Below are 18,465 nucleotides of genomic sequence, written 5' to 3'. Positions count from 1 at the left end.
GGTTCGCGTGAAGAAAACGCGTCAAAACAAATCTAGAGCTTCGGTTCTGATTCAATCAGAACCGAAAATGCTCTAGCACGCTTGCGCAAAGGCGGCGAAGCTGCGGGCGACATGCTGATACACCTCGCGCCGGAACGGCACGACGAGGTCGGCGACGCGGTCGAGCCGTTCCCAGCGCCAGGCATCGAATTCGGCCGGCTGTCCATTGCGCGGCGTCAGCGGATCGATCTCCTCGTCTCGCCCCGTAAAGCGCAGCGCGAACCATTTCTGCCGCTGTCCGTGGAAATTGCCGAGACGATGCGGCGGTCCGTTGTAAGGCGGGAATTCGTAAGTGATCCAGTCGGTCTCGCCGAGATAGTCAGCGGAGACCGCGCCCGTCTCCTCCCAGAGCTCGCGCATGACCGTCTGGCGTGGTTCCTCGCCGGCATCGATGCCACCTTGCGGCATCTGCCATTCCAGCCCGGGGAGGATGATTTCCGGACCATCATCCCTGAAGCGGCGGCCGATCAGCACGCTGCCGGACGCGTTGAACAGAGCAATCCCTACATTGGGGCGGTACAGCTTTTCCTCGGGCATTCCTATCGGCCCGCGAGCCTGGAAAATTCCTGAACCACGCGCTCATAGACCGGTCGCTTGAACGGCACGATCAGTTCGGGGAGATTCTTCATCGGCTCCCAGCGCCAGTTCGAGAACTCGGCCTTGTGGCCTCCGCCGGGATGCGCCACGTCGATCTCATTGTCCTTGCCGGTGAAGCGCATCGCGAACCATTTCTGGCGCTGGCCGCGATAACGGCCCTTCCAAGCTCGCCCTGCGACCGTGCGCGGAATATCGTAAATCAGCCAGTCGTCGACTTCGCCGAGTTTCTCGACCGAGCGGACGCTGGTCTCCTCATAGAGCTCGCGCTTGGCGGCTTCCCAGACGTCTTCACCGGGATCCACGCCGCCTTGCGGCATCTGCCAGACATGGGTGTCGTCGACATGCTCGATGCCGCCACCGGAGCGGCGCCCGATAAAGACCAGCCCCTCTCGGTTAAGCAGCATCACGCCGACGCAGGTCCGGTAAGGCAGCTCCTCGTAACGCGTCATTCGATCAGGACTCCCAGAGCGTGATCCGTAAACAGTGGGAATCGGTTTTCCCTTGCGACAAGCGCGGAGCGTTTGCGCGGAGATCACGCTCCAACAAAAAGACGAGACCATGACCCGCTTCGCCCCGGCGGGACCATGATCTGGAAGACGGGCGGGTCCGGAAGTCCGAAGTCGCGCCATCAGGTTGATGCTCTGCGGCCTTATTCGAGCATGATCTGTTCGGAAAACCGGTACCCACTTTTCCGGATCATGCTCTAGCTCGATTTTGATTTCAGCATCGCGGTTGTCAATGGTGCAAGCAGGATGCCGCGCGCCTCCAGTGTCTTGGTCCAGGCCGCGATGCGTTCGATCGAAATCGGCAGCGCCGAGGCCACGCCGACCGCGACGCCGCGTTCCTTGGCGAGCGTCTCGAGCTTGACCAGCACGCGATCTATCTCCACCGAGGTTGGAACCGCATCGATGGTAAAATCGGCTTTGGCAAAGGGCAGCGCCTGTCCGGCGGCGAGCGGGGCCGCGACGCTGCGCGGCGTGGCGCCGTCGTCGAAATAGCTGAGGCCGCGCTTGGCCGCTTCCCGGATGATCGGCTGCATCACCGGATCGGTCGCCACGAACCGGGCGCCCATGAAATTGGCGATGCCGGCATAGCCTTGGAGGCGGCTGAAGTGCCAGTAGAGCCGGTCGAGGTTCTGCTCGGCGTTGAGGGTCGTGAGCAGGGTCTGGGGGCCGGGATCATTGTCCGGATAATCGAATGGCTCCATCGGCACCTGCAGCAGGATCTCGTGGCGCTGCGCACGTGCCCGCTCGGCAAGCTTGGTCGGATCGGCGCCATAGGGCGTGAAGGCCAGCGTCACTGCCGGCGGCAGTTTCATGATGGCGTCGGTGGTCTTGGCGGCGCCGACGCCGAGCCCGCCGACCACGATCGCCACCACCGGCATTTTGGCCGCCTTGGCGCGGTCGGCATCCGCCGCATAGACCGTGAACGGTTTCAGGCCGTCGGCGACCACCGGGATCATGCCATAGCGGGATTTTTCCAGAAGGCGCGGGTCAATACCGGCCATCGGCCTCGCGGCAGCATCGGACTCGGCCTTGTCGGCGGGATCGCCCCCGATCACGACGTCACGCCGCGCGCCGCTCGAGCCATCGATGATGGTAATCGTCTTGCTCTCGCCGGCAGGCTGCTTGGGCGGAGATTTCGTCACAGGCTCGGCAGGTTGGGCGGTCGGCGCGGGTTTTTCCTTCGCGACCGGCGTCTTGCGCAAGGCGACATGGGCGATCGGCTCGCCGCCAAGCGGATCGTCATTGAACAAGGCGATACCGGCGAAGGTGACCAGGATCAGGCCGAGCACCACCGCGAGCGCCTGCATGGCCGTGAACGGCGCCCGGAACCGGCGCTTTTTGGCCATGGTCCCCTGTCCGAGCGGTGCGCTCAGTTCGTCGGCCGCCTCTGCCATCAACCCCCCGAATCAGCTGCGCCGACGATACCACGAGGCGGCCGGTTCGGGCGGGGGACCCCGTAGCCCGGGTTACGCTGGCGCTTCACCCGGGCTACGGGAGTTCCAAAACGAAAAGGGCGGCCGACAAGGCCGCCCTTTGTTTGAACCCGTGATGGCCGATCAGTTCGCGGCCTTGCTGCCCGGCTTGTTGTCGACCGCAGCCTTGTCGCCGCTCGCGGGCGGCGGCGCCGAACTGGCCGTGGACTTGATGCCATGCAGGAGGTCGTCGGCCAGCTTGAGCGCCTTGTCGTCCTTGGCATCCGGCGGCACGTAGGACTGCGAGCCGGTCTTCTCGTCGCCGTCGGACTTCAGATGGCCGCGCAGCGAGGCCTCACCCTTGGTGTCCGTCCGTGCCTTCAATTCGTCCGGCACGTCCTGCAGCACCTCGATGTCGGGCACGATGCCCTTGGCCTGGATCGACTTGCCTGACGGCGTGTAGTAGCGCGCCGTGGTCAGCCGCAGCGCGCCATTGCCGCTGCCGAGCGGGATGATGGTCTGCACCGACCCCTTGCCGAAGGAGCGGGTGCCGACCAGCGTGGCCCGCTTGTGGTCCTGCAGCGCGCCGGCGACGATTTCGGAAGCCGAGGCCGAGCCGCCGTTGATCAGCACGATCACCGGCTTGCCCTTGGTCAGGTCGCCCGAATGGGCGGCGCGGCGCTGGGTTTCCTCGGCATTGCGGCCGCGGGTCGAGACGATCTCGCCGCGCTCCAGGAAGGAGTCGGAGACCGTCACGGCTTCCTCCAGGAGGCCGCCGGGATTGTTGCGGAGATCGATGATGTAGCCCTTCAGCTTGTCGCCGATCTGGTTCGAGAGATTGGCGATCTCCTTCTTCAGGCCTTCGGTGGTCTGCTCGTTGAAGGTGGTGATGCGGATATAGGCGATGTCGTCGGCCTCGACGCGGGCGCGCACCGAGCGGACGCGAATGTTGTCGCGCACCAGCGTGACGTCGATCGGATTGTCCTGGCCCTTGCGGATGATCTTCAGCCGGATCTTGGTGTTCACCGGCCCGCGCATCTTCTCGACGGCCTGGTTGAGGGTCAGACCCTGCACCGCCTCGTCGTCGAGCGTGGTGATGATGTCGTTGGCCATGATGCCGGCCTTCGACGCCGGGGTATCGTCGATCGGGGAGACGACCTTGATCAGCCCGTCCTCCATCGTGACCTCGATGCCGAGGCCGCCGAACTCGCCGCGGGTCTGCACCTGCATGTCGCGGAAGCTCTTGGCGTCCATGTAGCTCGAGTGCGGATCAAGCCCGGCCAGCATGCCGCTGATCGCGGATTCCACCAGCTTGCTGTCGTCGGGCTTCTCGACATAGTCGCTGCGCACGCGCTCGAACACGTCGCCGAACAGATTGAGCTGGCGGTAGGTGTCCGAGGTCGCGGCGCGCGCGCTTGATCCCATCAGCACGGCGCGCGGTTGGGTAACGAACAGCGTCAACGCTGCACCGCATGCGGCGCTGAGGAGAATTACAGAAGTCTTGCGCATCATCCGCGAACCTTTTCGCCTTCATTTGCGGCCCACCATGGGCCTGGATCAATTGGAGTGCCGTCCTTACGGAACTCGACATAGAGCACGGGTTGGCTCGCGTTTGTCGCGAAAATGGACGCCACCTGGGATGTCGACCCCATGGTCGCGACCGGCTCCCCCGTAAGTACAAACTGGCCGATGTTTACCGAAATACGCTCCATCCCGGCGATCAAAACATGATACCCGCCCCCGGCGTTGAGGATCAAGAGTTGACCGTAGCTTCGGAAGGGTCCGGCATAGACGACCCAGCCGTCACACGGGGTTGTGACCTGGCCCCCGGGCCGGGCCGCCAAAGAAATGCCTTTTTGCACGCCGCCAGCACCGTCGGACCCGCCAAATTCGCGAATCTTGCTGCCGTTAACGGGGTAGGCGAACAGCCCTTTCGCGGAGGCAAAGGCGATCGCCGGGCTCAGCCGCGCCGAATCCTTCAAAGCGCCCAGATTAGGCTTGCCGTTCGGGGCGGCGGGCGTGCCCTGCAGATTGGCAGTAGCGGCCGCTTTCGCGGCGCTCTTCAGATCCTGTTCCATCTTGGCGATCAGGCCCTGCAGGCTGTCGACCTGCTTGGACAGCGCGATGGCGCGCGCGCCTTCGGCCTCCATGTCCTTTTCGATCGCGCTCTGCTGGCGTTGCCGCTCCTCGACCAGCGCGGCGAGCCGGACCTGGTCTTCCTTCAGCTTGTCGCGGTCGAGCGCCAGCGCGTCGCGCTCGCTGGCGATGGTCTTGCGCAATGCAACCAGCTCGCCGAGGTCGGCCGTCAGCTTTTCCGCGCGCCCCCGTAGTTCAGGCACGACCGCACCGAGCAGCATCGCGGTCCGCAGCGACTGCAGTGCGTCTTCTGGCCGCACCAGGAGGGCCGGCGGCGTGCGCCGGCCGGCACGTTGCAGCGCCGCCAGCACCTCGATGATCTCGGCGCGGCGTGAATCGAGCGAGGCGCGGATCTCCTGCTCGCGGCCGTCGAGCGGGCGCAGCCGCGCCTCCGCATCGGCAATCCGGCCTTCAACCCCGCGCACCTGGCCCGCGATGTCGATGATCTGCTGGTTGAGCTTGCTGCGGTCCTGGCCGATCGCGGCAATGTCGGCCTTCAATTTTTCCTGCAGCTCGGTTGCCTTCCGCTGCTGCTCGCGGGCGGCTTCAAGTTCCTGCTCCCGCTGCTTGATGATATCGGGCGAAGGCGCGGTTGCCGCCGTCTGCTGCGGTTGCGACGCTGTTTGCGCGAGTGCGGCGGTCGCGAGGGGTGCCGACAACAATACGATCGACAGCAGGAGCAAGCGTGTCGGATACCGGCCACTGTGCGCGGTGTCGGGATAACGGTGAAGGTCGCGCAGCGACGGCATCGGATTGTCAGGGCTCTTGTCGGTTCACGCGCGATGATAGGGATGGCCGGCCAAAATGGTCGCCGCCCGATAAATCTGTTCCAGAAGCATCACTCGCACCATCTGGTGCGGCCAAGTCGCCGCGCCGAATGCGACGCGCAGCTTGGCTTTGCGCTGCAAATCAGGCGAAAGTCCGTCGGCGCCGCCAATGACGAAAATAGTGTTGGCGACCGATTGGTCCCGCCAGCGCCCGAGATACCCGGCAAACGCCGCGCTATCAACGTTCTCGCCGCGCTCGTCCATCGCCACGAGCACATGCTTTTCCGGGATCAGTGCCGAGATCGCCGCCGCTTCCTCGGTCATTCTTGTTACGGCGTCGCGTGCGCGGCTTTCCGCAATTTCATGAACATCCAGGCCGCGGAAGCCAAGCTTGCGACCGATATCGTCGAAGCGCTCGCGATAGCGCTCCGCCAGTTCCCGCTCCGGACCCTGCTTCAATCGACCGACTGCGATGACAAGTAACCGCATTAACGCATGTTAGCATGCGCATCGGCCGATTTGCATCGGCTCAGAGAGCTAGACCGCAGCGACCGGGCTTTGCGTCCACAACCGTTCGAGATTGTAGAACTCGCGCACCTCGGGCCTGAACACGTGCACGATCACATCGCCGGAATCGATCAGCACCCAGTCGCAATTGGGCAGGCCTTCGACATGGATTTTGCTGACGCCGTTTTCCTTCAGGGCTTTGGTGACGTTCTCCGCGATCGCGCCGACGTGCCGGTTGGCCCGGCCCGAGGTGATGATCATGTAGTCGGAGTATGCTGATTTGCCGCGAAGGTCGATGGTGACCGTCTCTTCCGCCTTCATATCGTCGAGGCGGGAGAGGATCATATTCAGGGTCTTGTCGGCGTCGCCTTGCGCCTTCAAGGCCGCAGTTGGGGTCGATGTTTTACGCGCAGGTTTTGCTGCCTTGTTAGCTACCTTGGGTAAAACAGACTTGGACAATACAGATGTGGCCAGGGACCATTCCTTTCACTGTATCGCGGACACCGAATCCCGGCGCCCGCCGCCTATACTACGCATGTGGGGTTAAGGGTTTCAATATTCCAGTAAGCCCCACGTCACTTGACGCATGGTCCACTTTGATCATGCGCTAGACCGTCCTCCAGCTTCCATCAGGGTTCCGAAGGCCGGTCGAAGACAGATTGGATTTCATGCCGGTGAGAAAGACCCAGGCCGGCGCCTGCTGATCCGCCAGCCGGGCCGCCTGATTCTCGGGCAGACGATAGCGGGCGAGCGCCTGGGCGGCGGGTGCGGCGAGGGCGCGAAAACTTTGTGGCGGGCGGTCGATCACGGCGATCGGCACATCGGAGGCGATGCGCCGCCAGTCTTTCCAGCGATGGAACTGCGCGAGGTTGTCGGCGCCCATGATCCAGACAAAATGCACGCCGGAAACGCGGCGCCGCAAGTGGATGATCGTGTCGACAGTGTAGCGCGTGCCGATGACAGCTTCGAGACAGCTCACATCGATGCGGGGATCGTCGGCCACTTTCAGTGCGGCTGCGGCTCGCTCGGCGAGCGCATGCAGGCCGTCGTGATTCTTGAGCGGGTTGCCGGGCGTGAGCAGCCACCAGACGCGATCGAGCCGCAACCGCTTCAGCGCGAACTGGCTGATGGCGCGATGCGCGGCATGCGGCGGGTTGAACGAGCCGCCGAGCAGGCCGATGCGCATCCCGTTGGTGTAGAACGGAAGTGCCTGCGCGACGGATGGCGACGCGATCTGGGCCGGCTTCAACGGGATCACAAGGTTGGGTTCACGGCCGCGTCTGTCCGGTGCCGTGGATGCGATACTTGAAGCTGGTGAGTTGCTCGGCGCCGACAGGCCCACGCGCGTGGAATTTGCCGGTGGCTATCCCGATCTCCGCGCCGAAGCCGAACTCGCCGCCGTCGGCGAACTGGGTCGACGCATTGTGCAGCACGATCGCGGAGTCGACCTCGTTGAGGAATTTCTCCGCCACTTTCGCATCCTCCGTCACGATCGCGTCGGTATGCCGCGAGCCGTGCTGATGGATATGCGCGATCGCCTCGTCGACGCCGTCGACGATTCGGGCCGCGATGATGGCGTCCTCGTATTCGGTGTCCCAATCTTCCTCGGTCGCCGGCTTCACGCGGGCATCGACATATCGCACGGCCTCGTCGCCGCGCACCTCGCATCCGGCATCGATCAGCATCTCGACCAGTGGCTTCAAACTAGTGGAGGCGCCGGCGCGGTCGACCAGCAGCGTCTCGGCCGCGCCGCAGACGCCGGGACGCCGCATCTTGGCGTTCAGCACGATCGACTTCGCCATCTCGAGATTGGCGGAGCGGTCGACATAGACATGGTTGACGCCTTCGAGATGGGCGAACACCGGCACGCGCGCTTCCGCTTCCACCCGCGCGACCAGGCTCTTGCCGCCGCGCGGCACGATGACGTCGACGCCGCCGTTCAAACCGGTGAGCAACAGCCCGACCGCGGCGCGGTCGCGGGTCGGCACCAGCGTAATCGCGGCTTCCGGCAGGCCGGCCTCGCGCAGGCCCTGCGCCAGGCAGTCATGGATCGCGCGGCAGGAACGGAAACTGTCGGAGCCGCCGCGCAGGATCACGGCGTTGCCGGATTTCAGGCACAACACGCCGGCGTCGGCCGCGACATTGGGCCGGCTCTCGAAGATCACGGCGATGACGCCGAGCGGCACGCGGACGCGTTCGATGGTCATGCCGTTCGGCCGCTGCCAGCTCTCGGTGACGGCGCCGACCGGATCGGGAATGTTGCGCACCGTGGCGACGCCGTCGGCCATCGCATCGATGCGCGCCTGCGTCAGCGTCAGCCGGTCGACGAATGCCGAGGTCGCGCCGCTCGCACGCGCCTCTGCGACATCCTCGGCATTGGCGGCAAGGATGGTCGGCGCATTGTTGCGGATGGCGCGCTCGATCGCTGTGAGCGCGCGGTTCTTCTGCTCGGGCGGCGCAAGCGCCAGCACGCGCGCAGCCGCACGCGCCTGTGTCGCGAGTTCATTCATCAGGGTCGGCAGATCGGCGTTACCGTCGATCGCCTTCAGCGGCGCAGTCATGGAGTGTCCCAGCGTTCTATTAAGGCCATGGTCTAGCACGGAAATCGAGGCCTTGGCGAGGCGAGGAACCGGCATGGCAGGTCGAACCGGGTGGGTTCCAGCAGTCGCCGTAAATCCGCAGGAGCTCGGCCAATGGCCTATTTGGCCGGAATGACGCCCGCGGGGCCCACCACCAGGTCGTCGCGGTGGATCATCTCCGCCCGGCCGCTGATGCCGAGGATGGTCATCACGTCGGGGGAGGAGCGTCCCTTGATCTTGTCGGCATCCTCGGCGTCGTAGGCTATGAGGCCGCGGCCGATCTCATGGGTATCCGGGCCGCGGACGATCACCGCGTCGCCGCGGGCGAACTGGCCGTCGATCCGGATCACGCCAGCCGGCAACAGGCTCTTTCCGGCCCGCAGCGCGGCCACCGCGCCGGCGTCGATGGTCAGCGTGCCCTTTGGTTCCAACGAGCCGGCGATCCAGCGTTTGCGTGCGGTGATCGGGTTGGCAGGCGTCAGGAACCAGGTGCAGCGGCCGCCGTCGGCGATCGCCTGCAGCGGATGTTCGATCTTGCCGGAGGCGATCAGCATATGGGTGCCGCCGGTGGTCGCGATCTTCGCCGCCTCGATCTTGGTGCGCATGCCGCCGCGCGACAGTTCGGATCCGGCGTCACCCGCCATCGCCTCGATCTCCGCGCTGATGCTTTCCACGACCGAAATCAGTTTTGCGTTGGGGTTGCTGGCCGGCGGCGCGTCATAGAGGCCGTCGATGTCGGACAAGAGGATCAGGAGGTCCGCGCTCGCCATGGTGGCGACGCGGGCGGCGAGCCGGTCGTTGTCGCCATAGCGGATCTCGTTGGTGGCAACCGTGTCGTTCTCGTTGATCACGGGCACCGCGCGCCAGTCCAGGAGCTTTGCGATCGTCGAGCGGGCATTGAGATAGCGGCGGCGCTCCTCGGTGTCCTGCAGCGTGACCAGGATCTGTCCGGCACGAATCCCGTAATCGCCGAGCACTTCGGACCAGATCCGCGCCAGCGCGATCTGGCCTACGGCGGCCGCACCTTGGCTCTCCTCGAGCTTCAGCGGCCCGCGCGGCAGCTTCAATCGGCTGCGCCCGAGCGCGATCGAGCCGGAGGAGACGATCAGGACCTCGCGGCCTTCCCGGTGCAGCTTGGCGATATCGGCGGCCAGCGCCGACAGCCATGATGACCTGACCTCGCCAGCCTCAGAATCGATCAGCAGCGACGAGCCGACCTTGACGACGATGCGGCGAAAACGATTGAGCGACGGGCGTTTCATGGTTTGATCAGAGACGGAGCGGCGGTTGCGAAGCAATACGCGCCACCCCCTTACTTTGGAAGCGGCGCACGGGAAAGAGCGTTAAGGGATCATCAACCCTGCGGGCGGAACAGGCCCTGGAATCAGCCTTGCGGCGTCGGTTGCGCCCACGGTTCGGCATCAGTGCCGCTTTTGGCCTTGGCCGATACCGGCGCCTCGCCGATCACCTCCACCAGCGCCTTCAACGCCTCCGGGACACCCTCGCCGGTGGCGGCGGAGACGAGCAGCGGGGTCTTCTTGGCCGCCCGTTTCAGCCGGTCCTTCTGCTTCTTCAATTCGTCAGGCGTGACCGCGTCGATCTTGTTCAGCGCGACGATCTCGATCTTCTCGGCAAGATGACCCTCATAGGCCTCGAGCTCGGTTCGGACGGTCTTGTACGCCTTGCCCGCATGCTCGCTGGTGGCGTCGATCAGGTGCAGCAGCACGCGGCAGCGCTCGACATGGCCCAAAAAGCGGTCGCCGAGGCCGGCACCCTCATGCGCGCCTTCGATCAGGCCGGGAATATCGGCGAGCACGAATTCGCGGCCCTGCGCGCTCACGACGCCGAGCTGCGGATGCAGCGTGGTAAAGGGATAGTCCGCGATCTTCGGTTTTGCCGCGCTGACCACGGACAGGAAGGTCGACTTGCCGGCGTTCGGCAGCCCGACCAGGCCGGCATCGGCGATCAGCTTGAGGCGGAGCCAGATCCAGCGTTCCTCGCCCGGCAGGCCGGGATTGGCATTGCGCGGGGCGCGGTTGGTGGACGACTTGAAATGCGCGTTGCCGAAACCGCCATTGCCGCCTTCGGCCAGCACGAATTTCTCGCCGAGCTTGGTGAAATCGTGGATCAGCGTCTCGCGGTCCTCGTCGAACACCTGGGTTCCCACCGGCACCTTCAGCACGATCGGTTTGCCGTTGGCGCCATGGCGGTCCTTGCCCATGCCATTGGTGCCCTTTTGCGCCTTGAAATGCTGCTGGTAGCGGTAGTCGATCAGCGTGTTCAGCCCGTCGACCGCCTCGATGATGACATCGCCGCCGCGGCCGCCATTGCCGCCGGAAGGCCCGCCGAACTCGATGAACTTCTCGCGCCGGAACGCAACGCAGCCGTTGCCGCCGTCGCCGGAGCGAATATAGACCTTTGCTTCATCGAGGAATTTCATGATGCACTGTACGTAAGGCAGCGACGCCGATGCGGCAACCCTTAAGCTGGCTGACCGGATAAAAGGCTTAACTGTCAGTGCGTTGCCGGCTCCGCAAAACCACGGCGAAGGTTCAAGCCGCCGGCTGGGCGGCTACGTTCTCGTCAGCGAGCAGGTGCAACAGGGCGCTCTTGATCGCAGCCTGCCGGGTCGGCGCAGTGATCTGCGCGCCCAGCAGGTCGGTGACGTAGAACACGTCGCGGGCGCGCTCGCCGAAGGTCGCGACATGGGCCGAGGCGATATTGAGGTTGAGTTTCGAGATCGCCGTGGTGAGCTGGTAGAGCAGGCCGGGCCGGTCGAGGCCGGAAACCTCGATCACGGTGTAGCGGTCCGACCACTGGTTGTTGATCGTCACTTCCGGCTCGACGGTGAACGCCTTCACCTTGCTGCCGCTGCTGCGATGGACCGCGCGACGCGCCATCGCCTCAGGCAGGCGCAGTTTGCCTTCCAGCACATCCTCGATCATCTCGCCGATCCGGGTCGCGCGCCGGCCTTCATCCTCGTCGCGGTCGTATTCGCGGGAGATCGCGATGGTGTCGAGCGCGCGCCCGTCGGTCGTGGTGTAGATCTGGGCGTCGACGATGTTGGCGCCCGCGGAGGCGCAGGCGCCAGCGATGATCGACAGCAGCCAGGGATGGTCGGTCGCCCAGATCGTCAGTTCGGTGACGCCGCGCGCCTCGTCGAAGCCGACATTGATCGCCAGCTTGTGGCCGGCCTGCTCGCTGGCGCGGATGAAGCGCGCCTGCCGGATCTTGCGCGGCAGCTCGACCTTGAGCCAGTACGCCGGATAGTGCCGTTCGATATAGGCGTCGAGCTCGGCTTGCGGCCATTCGGTGAAGGCGGCGCGGAATTCGGCCTGCGCCACCGCGATGCGGCGCGCGCGGTTCACTTCCGAGAAGCCGCCGGTCAGGACGGGCTCGGTCTCGTAATAGAGCGTGCGCAGGAGCTGCGCCTTCCAGCCGTTCCAGACGCCGGGGCCGACGCCGCGGATGTCGGCGGTGGTGAGGATCGTCAGCAGCTTCATCTGCTCGACCGATTGCACGACGGCGGCGAAATTCTCGATGGTCTTGCGGTCGGAGAGATCGCGCGACTGCGCGACCGTCGACATCGTCAGATGCTCCTCGATCAGCCATGCGACGAGCTCGGTATCGGCGTTGCTGAAGCCGAGTCGCGGGCACAGCCGCCGCGCCACCTTGGCGCCGGCGATCGAATGATCCTCGGGCCGCCCCTTGGCGATATCGTGCAGCAGGGTCGCGATATAGAGCACCGGGCGATGCTCGGGGCGGATTTTGCGGAACAGGTCGCTGGCGACGATGAACTCGTCATTGCCGCCGCGCTCGATCTCCTGCAGGAAGCCGATGCAGCGGATCAGATGCTCGTCCACCGTGTAGTGGTGATACATGTTGAACTGCATCATCGACACGATCTTGCCGAAGGCGCGGATGAAGTGACCGAGCACTCCGGTCTCGTTCATGCGCCGCAGTACGATCTCGGCATTGTCTGATGTCAGGATCTCCATGAACAGCCGGTTGGCTTCGGCATCTTCGCGGAGCTGCGTGTTCACGAGCTTGAGCGAGCGCGTCACGGTGCGCATCGCATCGGGATGGAAGGCAAGGTTGTTCTTCTGCGCCAGGCGGAAGATCCGGATCAGATTGACCGGGCCGTGCTTGAAGACATCGGGCGCGGCCAGGTTGATGCGGTTGTTATCGACGATGAAGTCGTCGCTCTCGGGCACGCGCCGCTTGGTGCTGCCCGGCCGCAAGCGCGCCACCATGCGGCTCAGCACCGGCGCCGGCTTCTTCTGTTCCTCTTCCAGCTTGGCGCACAGGATCGCGGTGAGGTCACCGACATCCTTGGCGATCAGGAAGTAGTGCTTCATGAAGCGCTCGACGTCCTGCATGCCGGGATGCGAGGTGTAGCCGAGCCTGATCGCGATCTCGCGCTGGACGTCGAAGGACAGCCGCTCCTCGGCGCGGCCGGCGAAGAAATGGATGTTGCAGCGCACCGACCAGAGGAAATCGGCGCAGCGGCGGAAGGTGCGGTATTCCTGCGCGTCGAATACGCCGCGTTCCAGCAGCTCGTCGGTCTCGCGCACGCGGTAGACGTATTTGGCGATCCAGAACAGCGTGTGCAGATCACGCAGGCCGCCCTTGCCGTCCTTGACGTTGGGCTCGACCAGATAGCGCGACTGTCCGGCGCGGCGGTGCCGCTCCTCGCGCTCGGCCAGCTTGGCGGTGACGAATTCGGCGGCGGTGCCCTGCACGACATCCTTGTCGAAGCGATCGACCAGTTCGTCATAGAGCGGCCGGTCGCCGGTCAGGAATCGGGTCTCCAGAATCGCGGTGCGGATCGTCATGTCGCCGCGCGCCTGGCGGATCGATTCATCGACCGAGCGCGTGGCATGGCCGACCTTCAATCCCATGTCCCACAGGCAATAGAGGATCGCTTCGGCGACCTGCTCGCCCCAGGCGGTCTGCTTGTAGGGCAGGATGAACAGCAGATCGATGTCGGACTCGGGCGCCATCAGGCCGCGGCCGTAGCCGCCGGTAGCGACGACCGCCATGCGCTCCTCGCCGGAGGGGATCGGCGAGTGATAGAGATGCCTGGTCGCTGCCGCGTAGAGGATGCGGATGATCTCGTCCTGCACGAAGCAGAGCCGCTCCGCACAGCGCCTGCCGTGGCGATCCCTGAGCAGCACGGCCTGCGCGGTCGCGCGTGCCGCGATCAGTTCCGCCTTGAGCAGTTGCGCCATCGCCGAGCGGAATTGGTCCTCGCGGCCCGCGTGTTTCTCGGCAAGCGCATCGATCGCGGCCGTGATCCGCGCGGTATCGAAACGTCCATCCACTTCCGGGCGGGCTTGGGCCACGACACTATCCATGGTCTATCCCGATAAAGGACAGCGCCAGCGCTGTCACGGGCCATTGTGGACCCGCGATCACTCTGTGCTGAATTCCAGTTGATTTGAGCAAAGTCATTCTCGCATTGCCGCCTTCAGGGTGCGGATTTTCTCATTGACCTTCCGGGCTAACTCATTGAAATAAAATGATGTTTTTTCCATCATTGGGAGGCTGAGGATGGTCCGGATTTCACGGCGCGCACTGGCTGCGATGATCGCAGGCTTGGCGCTTGCGCCCGCGGCAGGCTTTGCGGCGGAGCCGCTCAAGGAGATACGTATCGACTGGGCGACCTACAATCCTGTCTCGCTGATCCTGAAGCAGAAAGGGCTCCTGGAAAAGGAGTTCGCCAAGGACGGCATCAGCATCGTCTGGGTGCAATCCGCCGGTCCAACAAGGCGCTCGAATTCCTCAATGCCGGCTCGATCGATTTCGGCTCGACGGCGGGATCGGCCGCGCTGGTCGCCAGGATCAACGGCAACCCGATCAAGTCGATCTATGTCTATTCGCGTCCTGAATGGACCGCGCTGGTCACGGCCAAGGACTCCAGGATCGTGTCCGTCGGCGACCTCAAGGGCAAGCGCGTCGCGGTGACCCGCGGCACCGACCCGCACATCTTCCTGGTCCGCGCGCTGCTTGATGCCGGCCTCTCCGAAAAGGACATCACGCCGGTGCTGCTCCAGCATGCCGACGGCAAGACCGCGCTGATCCGCGGCGACGTCGACGCCTGGGCCGGCCTCGACCCGATGATGGCGCAGGCGGAAGTCGAGGACGGTGCGAAGCTGTTCTTCCGCAAGGCGGACGCCAACACCTGGGGCATCCTCAATGTGCGCGAGCAGTTCCTGAAGGACCATCCGGACGTGGTTCGCCGCGTGCTCGCCGTTTACGAAGAGGCGCGGAAATATTCGCTGGCGAATTACGACGACCTGAAGAAGACGTTTATCGCGGTGACCAAGCTGCCGGAGGCCGTGGTCGACAAGCAGCTCAAGGAGCGGACCGAGTTGACCCACAGCCGGATCGGCGCCCCGCAGCGCGACTCGATCCTCGCCGCTGGCCTTGCGCTGCAGCAGGCCGGCGTGGTCGACGCCAAGGTCGACGTGAAGGCGGTGCTGAATTCGCTGATCGACGACCAGGTCCCGCTGCCGACGAATTGATCCTCAAACCCTACCCATAAAGGGGAGGGTGGTGTCCCACCTTGCAATCCGGCGCGGGAAAGGGTTCTTGCCGTGGCCATGACTGTTGAGGCGCCAGTGCTGGAACAAGCCGACGTCGCCATGCCGACTGCGGCGGCGGCGCGGCTGTCGCGTTTTGCCCGGCCGGCGCTGGGGCTGCTGCTACCGCTGTGCCTCGCGCTCGGCTGGGAGCTCGCGGTCTGGCTCGGCTATTCCAACGGCCGGCTGGTGCCGCCGCCGACGAAGGTCTTCGCCACCATCGCGGAACTCGCGAAAAGCGGCGAGCTGTCGCGGCACATCACAACGACTCTCTCCCGCGTCGCCGCCGGCTTTGCGCTCGGCGTCGTTGCCGGGACGGTGCTCGGCGCGGTCTCCGGCTACTGGGGCCTGGCGCGACGGCTGCTCGATCCGACGGTTCAGGCGCTGCGGGCGATCCCCTCGATCGCCTGGGTCCCGCTGTTCATCCTCTGGCTCGGCATTTTCGAAACCTCGAAGGTCGCGCTGATCGCGGTCGGCGTGTTCTTTCCGGTCTATCTCGGGGTGATGGGCGCGATCCTTTCGGTGGACCGCAAGATCGTCGAGGTCGGCCGCATCTTCCGCCTCTCCGGCCCGGCGATGATCCGGCGCATCCTCCTGCCGGCGGTCCTGCCGGCCTATGTCGTGGCGCTCCGCGTCGGCCTCGGTCTGGGCTGGATGTTCGTGGTCGCGGCCGAATTCATGGGCGCCTCCGAGGGACTCGGTTATCTCCTGATCGACGGCCAGCAGCTCGGCAAGCCGGCGCAGATCGTCGCCGCGATCGTGATCTTCGCGATCCTCGGCAAGACCACCGACTGGCTGATCGAGCTCGCCACCGCGCCGCTCCTACGCTGGCAGGACGCTTTCGGGCGCGAGCGCGGAGCGGCCTGATGCTCGCGCTCGACAAGGTCGGCAAGACCTATCCAAATGGCGTCCATGCGCTGTCACGCTTCTCCGCTGAGATCAAGCTTGGCGAGATCATCGCGATCATCGGTGGTTCCGGTTGCGGCAAGTCGACGCTGCTGCGCGCCATCGCCGGGCTCGATCGCGCCACGTCTGGCACGGTGACGCTCGATGGCACTGCGATAACTGCGCCGCACGCCAAGATCGGCATCATCTTCCAGGAGCCGCGGCTGCTGCCCTGGCTCAGCGTCGCCGACAACATCGGTTTTGGCCTGTCGGACCTGTCGGCCGAGGTGCGACGTGAAAAGGTGACCCGCGCGCTGGCTCGTGTCGGCCTCACTGATAAGGCCAATGCCTGGCCGCGCGAGCTCTCGGGCGGGCAGGCGCAGCGGGTGGCGATCGCGCGGGCCTTGGTGCCGCAGCCGGAAGTGCTGCTGCTCGACGAGCCGTTCTCCGCGCTCGACGCCTTCACCCGGCGCGACCTGCAGGACCATCTGCTCGACCTGTGGGCCGACACAAGGCCGACGCTGATCCTGGTGACGCACGATGTCGACGAGGCGGTGGTGCTCGCAGACCGTGTGCTGGTGATGCGGCCGCGGCCCGGGCGGCTGTTCGAGGAGATCGCGATCAACCTGGCGCGGCCGCGCGACCGCAACTCGGCGCATTTTGACAATTTCAAGCGCCGCGTGCTCACCGCGCTCGATCGCTCGCTCGATCGCAACGTACCGGACAGCGAGGCCGCCGCGAACGCCGGCGAGGCGATGTGGTGGTGACAGCGGCGCGCCCAGGGAGTACATCCAAGGCGAGAGCGTTTTCGAGCGAAGTGGAGACCGGTTCGCGTGAGGAAAACGCGTCGAAACAAAAAGCAGAATCTTGTCGCTCCTGAACAGCGCTAAGATTCGGAAAATCCGGGAGAACAACAATGGACGCCACCGAGCTCCGCGCGCTGCAAGCCCCGATCAAGGAACGCTACAAGGCCGATCCCGCCGCCGCAATCATCACGCTGAAAGCCAAGGGCTCGATCGAGAGCGAAGGCATCGCCTGCAAGGTCGAAACCGGCCGCGCGCTCGCAGTCGCCGGCCTGCATCCGGCAACTGGCGGCTCCGGGCTGGAGCTCTGCTCCGGCGACATGCTGCTCGAAGCGCTGGCTGCCTGTGCCGGTGTGACCTTGAAATCGGTGGCGACCGCGATCGAAGTGCCGCTCCGCAGCGGCAACGTGTTCGCCGAAGGCGATCTCGACTTCCGCGGCACGCTCGGCGTCGACAAGGAGGCGCCGGTCGGCTTCGCCGAGATCCGCCTGCGCTTCGAGGTCGACACCGACGCACCGCAGGACAAGCTCGACCTGCTGCTGAAGCTCACCGAGCGCTATTGCGTGGTCTACCAGACCATCAGGCATGGCCCGCAGGTCGCCGTCTCGATGAAGCGGGTGTGATCTTGCCCCTGAACGGTCGAGACGAGCGAAACTCGCTCTGGGGTCGACGCGAATGCAATGAGCGGCAGGGAGGGGTCAAGTCTCTCCGGTGCGAGACCGCCCGAGTGGAGAGATGACCCCTCCCCGGTTCGCATTCCGCTTCGCTCCATGCGAGCCGACCCTCCACTTTCAGGGTCCTTTCAGGGGAGGGTGCAGAGAGCGCCAGATGCCTCCCGAACTCATCTTCCTGCTGACGCTGGTCTTGCGCATGGCGGTCACGGCCGGCTTTGTCGTGACCGCCTCGATCATCACCGAGCGTTCGGGGCCGGTGATCGGCGCGCTGGTGGCGACGCTGCCGATCTCGGCAGGACCGTCCTATGTCTTCCTCGCGCTCGATCATGATGCCGCTTTCATCGCCGAGGGCGCGCTCGCAAGCCTGCCGATCAACGCAGCCACGATCTGTCTCGGATTGACCTATGTCGTGCTGGCGCAGCGCCACAGCGCGTTGCTCAGCGCCACTGCCGCGGTCGCGGTGTGGCTTGCGCTCGCTTCCATCGTCCGCGTCTTCCAGTGGACGCTTGCGGCTGGCCTGATCATCAACGTCATCACCTTCGCGATCTGCGTCCCGCTGCTGCAGCGCTATCGCCATGTGAAGAAGATGCCGTTGATCACGCGCCGCTGGTACGACATCCCGCTACGCGCTTCGCTGGTCGCAACCTTGGTGGCGATCGTGGTGACGTCCTCGGCCTGGGTCGGCCCCAGGATCAGCGGCATCATCGCGTTGTTTCCGGTGGTGTTCACTTCGATGATGCTGATCCTGCATCCGCGCATCGGCGGCCCGCCGACCGCCGCCGTGATCGCAAACGGCGCCTGGGGCCTGATGGGATTTGGCCTCGCGATCGCGGTACTGCACCTCGCCGTACTGCAGTTCGGCTCCGCGATCGGTTTGAGTCTCGCGCTCGCCACCTGCGTGATCTGGAATCTCGGCCTGTGGTGGCACGGGCGCCGACGGCTGGCGCGGTGAAAGACCCTCATGGTGAGGAGCGCA

17 protein-coding genes and 1 pseudogene are annotated in these 18,465 nt (G+C 65.0%); 5 read left to right on the top strand and 13 right to left on the bottom strand.

Going from position 1 to position 18,465, the window contains the following annotated elements:
• Positions 1-72: 72 nt before the first annotated feature.
• From I6F35_RS16635 to I6F35_RS16575, 13 genes are all read right to left on the bottom strand, one after another.
• Entirely contained in the window at positions 73-576 is a 504-nt protein-coding gene (locus I6F35_RS16635; RefSeq protein WP_225118763.1) for an RNA pyrophosphohydrolase, read from the bottom strand.
• Positions 577-578: 2 nt separating this feature from the next.
• Positions 579-1,085: an RNA pyrophosphohydrolase gene (locus I6F35_RS16630; RefSeq protein ID WP_225118762.1), complete on the bottom strand. Its 507-nt coding sequence runs from the start codon at positions 1,083-1,085 to the stop codon at positions 579-581.
• 254 nt (positions 1,086-1,339) lie between these two features.
• On the bottom strand, positions 1,340-2,536 hold the full coding sequence (locus I6F35_RS16625; protein WP_225118761.1) for a divergent polysaccharide deacetylase family protein: 1,197 nt from the start codon (positions 2,534-2,536) through the stop codon (positions 1,340-1,342).
• A gap of 162 nt (positions 2,537-2,698) precedes the next feature.
• A complete protein-coding gene (locus I6F35_RS16620) occupies positions 2,699-4,066 on the bottom strand; it encodes a S41 family peptidase (RefSeq protein ID WP_225118760.1) in 1,368 nt (455 codons plus the stop codon).
• Complete coding sequence (locus I6F35_RS16615) at positions 4,063-5,439, bottom strand: peptidoglycan DD-metalloendopeptidase family protein (protein WP_225118759.1); 1,377 nt, start codon at positions 5,437-5,439, stop codon at positions 4,063-4,065. The genes I6F35_RS16620 and I6F35_RS16615 overlap by 4 nt, the downstream gene beginning before the upstream one ends.
• 24 nt (positions 5,440-5,463) lie before the next feature.
• Complete coding sequence (rlmH, locus tag I6F35_RS16610; protein WP_225118758.1) at positions 5,464-5,946, bottom strand: 23S rRNA (pseudouridine(1915)-N(3))-methyltransferase RlmH; 483 nt, start codon at positions 5,944-5,946, stop codon at positions 5,464-5,466.
• 48 nt (positions 5,947-5,994) lie between these two features.
• On the bottom strand, positions 5,995-6,345 hold the full coding sequence (rsfS, locus tag I6F35_RS16605; protein ID WP_225118757.1) for a ribosome silencing factor: 351 nt from the start codon (positions 6,343-6,345) through the stop codon (positions 5,995-5,997).
• Between the two features lie 226 nt (positions 6,346-6,571).
• Positions 6,572-7,198 carry a nicotinate-nucleotide adenylyltransferase gene (locus tag I6F35_RS16600; protein ID WP_346283174.1) on the bottom strand — a complete coding sequence of 209 codons (627 nt, stop codon included), beginning with the start codon at positions 7,196-7,198 and terminating at the stop codon, positions 6,572-6,574.
• Between the two features lie 34 nt (positions 7,199-7,232).
• The gene (locus I6F35_RS16595; protein WP_225118755.1) at positions 7,233-8,525 is read right to left on the bottom strand and encodes a glutamate-5-semialdehyde dehydrogenase; all 1,293 of its coding nucleotides are present in this window, start codon (positions 8,523-8,525) and stop codon (positions 7,233-7,235) included.
• Positions 8,526-8,662: 137 nt separating this feature from the next.
• On the bottom strand, positions 8,663-9,805 hold the full coding sequence (gene proB / locus I6F35_RS16590; protein WP_225118754.1) for a glutamate 5-kinase: 1,143 nt from the start codon (positions 9,803-9,805) through the stop codon (positions 8,663-8,665).
• A gap of 122 nt (positions 9,806-9,927) precedes the next feature.
• Complete coding sequence (gene obgE, locus I6F35_RS16585; protein WP_225118753.1) at positions 9,928-10,983, bottom strand: GTPase ObgE; 1,056 nt, start codon at positions 10,981-10,983, stop codon at positions 9,928-9,930.
• 112 nt (positions 10,984-11,095) lie between these two features.
• Positions 11,096-13,900 carry a [protein-PII] uridylyltransferase gene (locus tag I6F35_RS16580; protein WP_225118752.1) on the bottom strand — a complete coding sequence of 935 codons (2,805 nt, stop codon included), beginning with the start codon at positions 13,898-13,900 and terminating at the stop codon, positions 11,096-11,098.
• Between the two features lie 93 nt (positions 13,901-13,993).
• The gene (locus I6F35_RS16575) at positions 13,994-14,185 is read right to left on the bottom strand and encodes a hypothetical protein (protein ID WP_225118883.1); all 192 of its coding nucleotides are present in this window, start codon (positions 14,183-14,185) and stop codon (positions 13,994-13,996) included.
• Between I6F35_RS16575 and I6F35_RS16570 the strand changes: the two are divergent.
• The 5 genes and pseudogenes from I6F35_RS16570 to I6F35_RS16550 all read left to right on the top strand — a co-directional run bounded on the left by I6F35_RS16570 (position 14,130) and on the right by I6F35_RS16550 (position 18,441).
• Positions 14,130-15,070 (top strand): annotated as a pseudogene (locus tag I6F35_RS16570) (aliphatic sulfonate ABC transporter substrate-binding protein). The gene I6F35_RS16575 and the pseudogene I6F35_RS16570 sit on opposite strands and share 56 nt — an antisense overlap.
• 78 nt (positions 15,071-15,148) lie before the next feature.
• Positions 15,149-15,994 carry an ABC transporter permease gene (locus I6F35_RS16565; protein WP_225118876.1) on the top strand — a complete coding sequence of 282 codons (846 nt, stop codon included), beginning with the start codon at positions 15,149-15,151 and terminating at the stop codon, positions 15,992-15,994.
• Positions 15,994-16,779: an ABC transporter ATP-binding protein gene (locus I6F35_RS16560; RefSeq protein ID WP_225118751.1), complete on the top strand. Its 786-nt coding sequence runs from the start codon at positions 15,994-15,996 to the stop codon at positions 16,777-16,779. Before I6F35_RS16565 ends, I6F35_RS16560 begins: the two co-directional genes overlap by 1 nt.
• Before the next feature lie 149 nt (positions 16,780-16,928).
• On the top strand, positions 16,929-17,438 hold the full coding sequence (locus I6F35_RS16555; RefSeq protein WP_225118750.1) for an OsmC family protein: 510 nt from the start codon (positions 16,929-16,931) through the stop codon (positions 17,436-17,438).
• A gap of 205 nt (positions 17,439-17,643) precedes the next feature.
• Positions 17,644-18,441, top strand: a complete 798-nt coding sequence (locus I6F35_RS16550) for a hypothetical protein (protein ID WP_225118749.1) — start codon at positions 17,644-17,646, stop codon at positions 18,439-18,441.
• Positions 18,442-18,465: the final 24 nt, after the last annotated feature.

This window comes from Bradyrhizobium sp. BRP22, assembly GCF_020194175.1.
Classification (GTDB): Bacteria; Pseudomonadota; Alphaproteobacteria; order Rhizobiales; family Xanthobacteraceae; genus Bradyrhizobium.
Note: the sequence above shows the minus strand (reverse complement) of the source record. Positions and strands in the feature narration are given on the sequence as shown.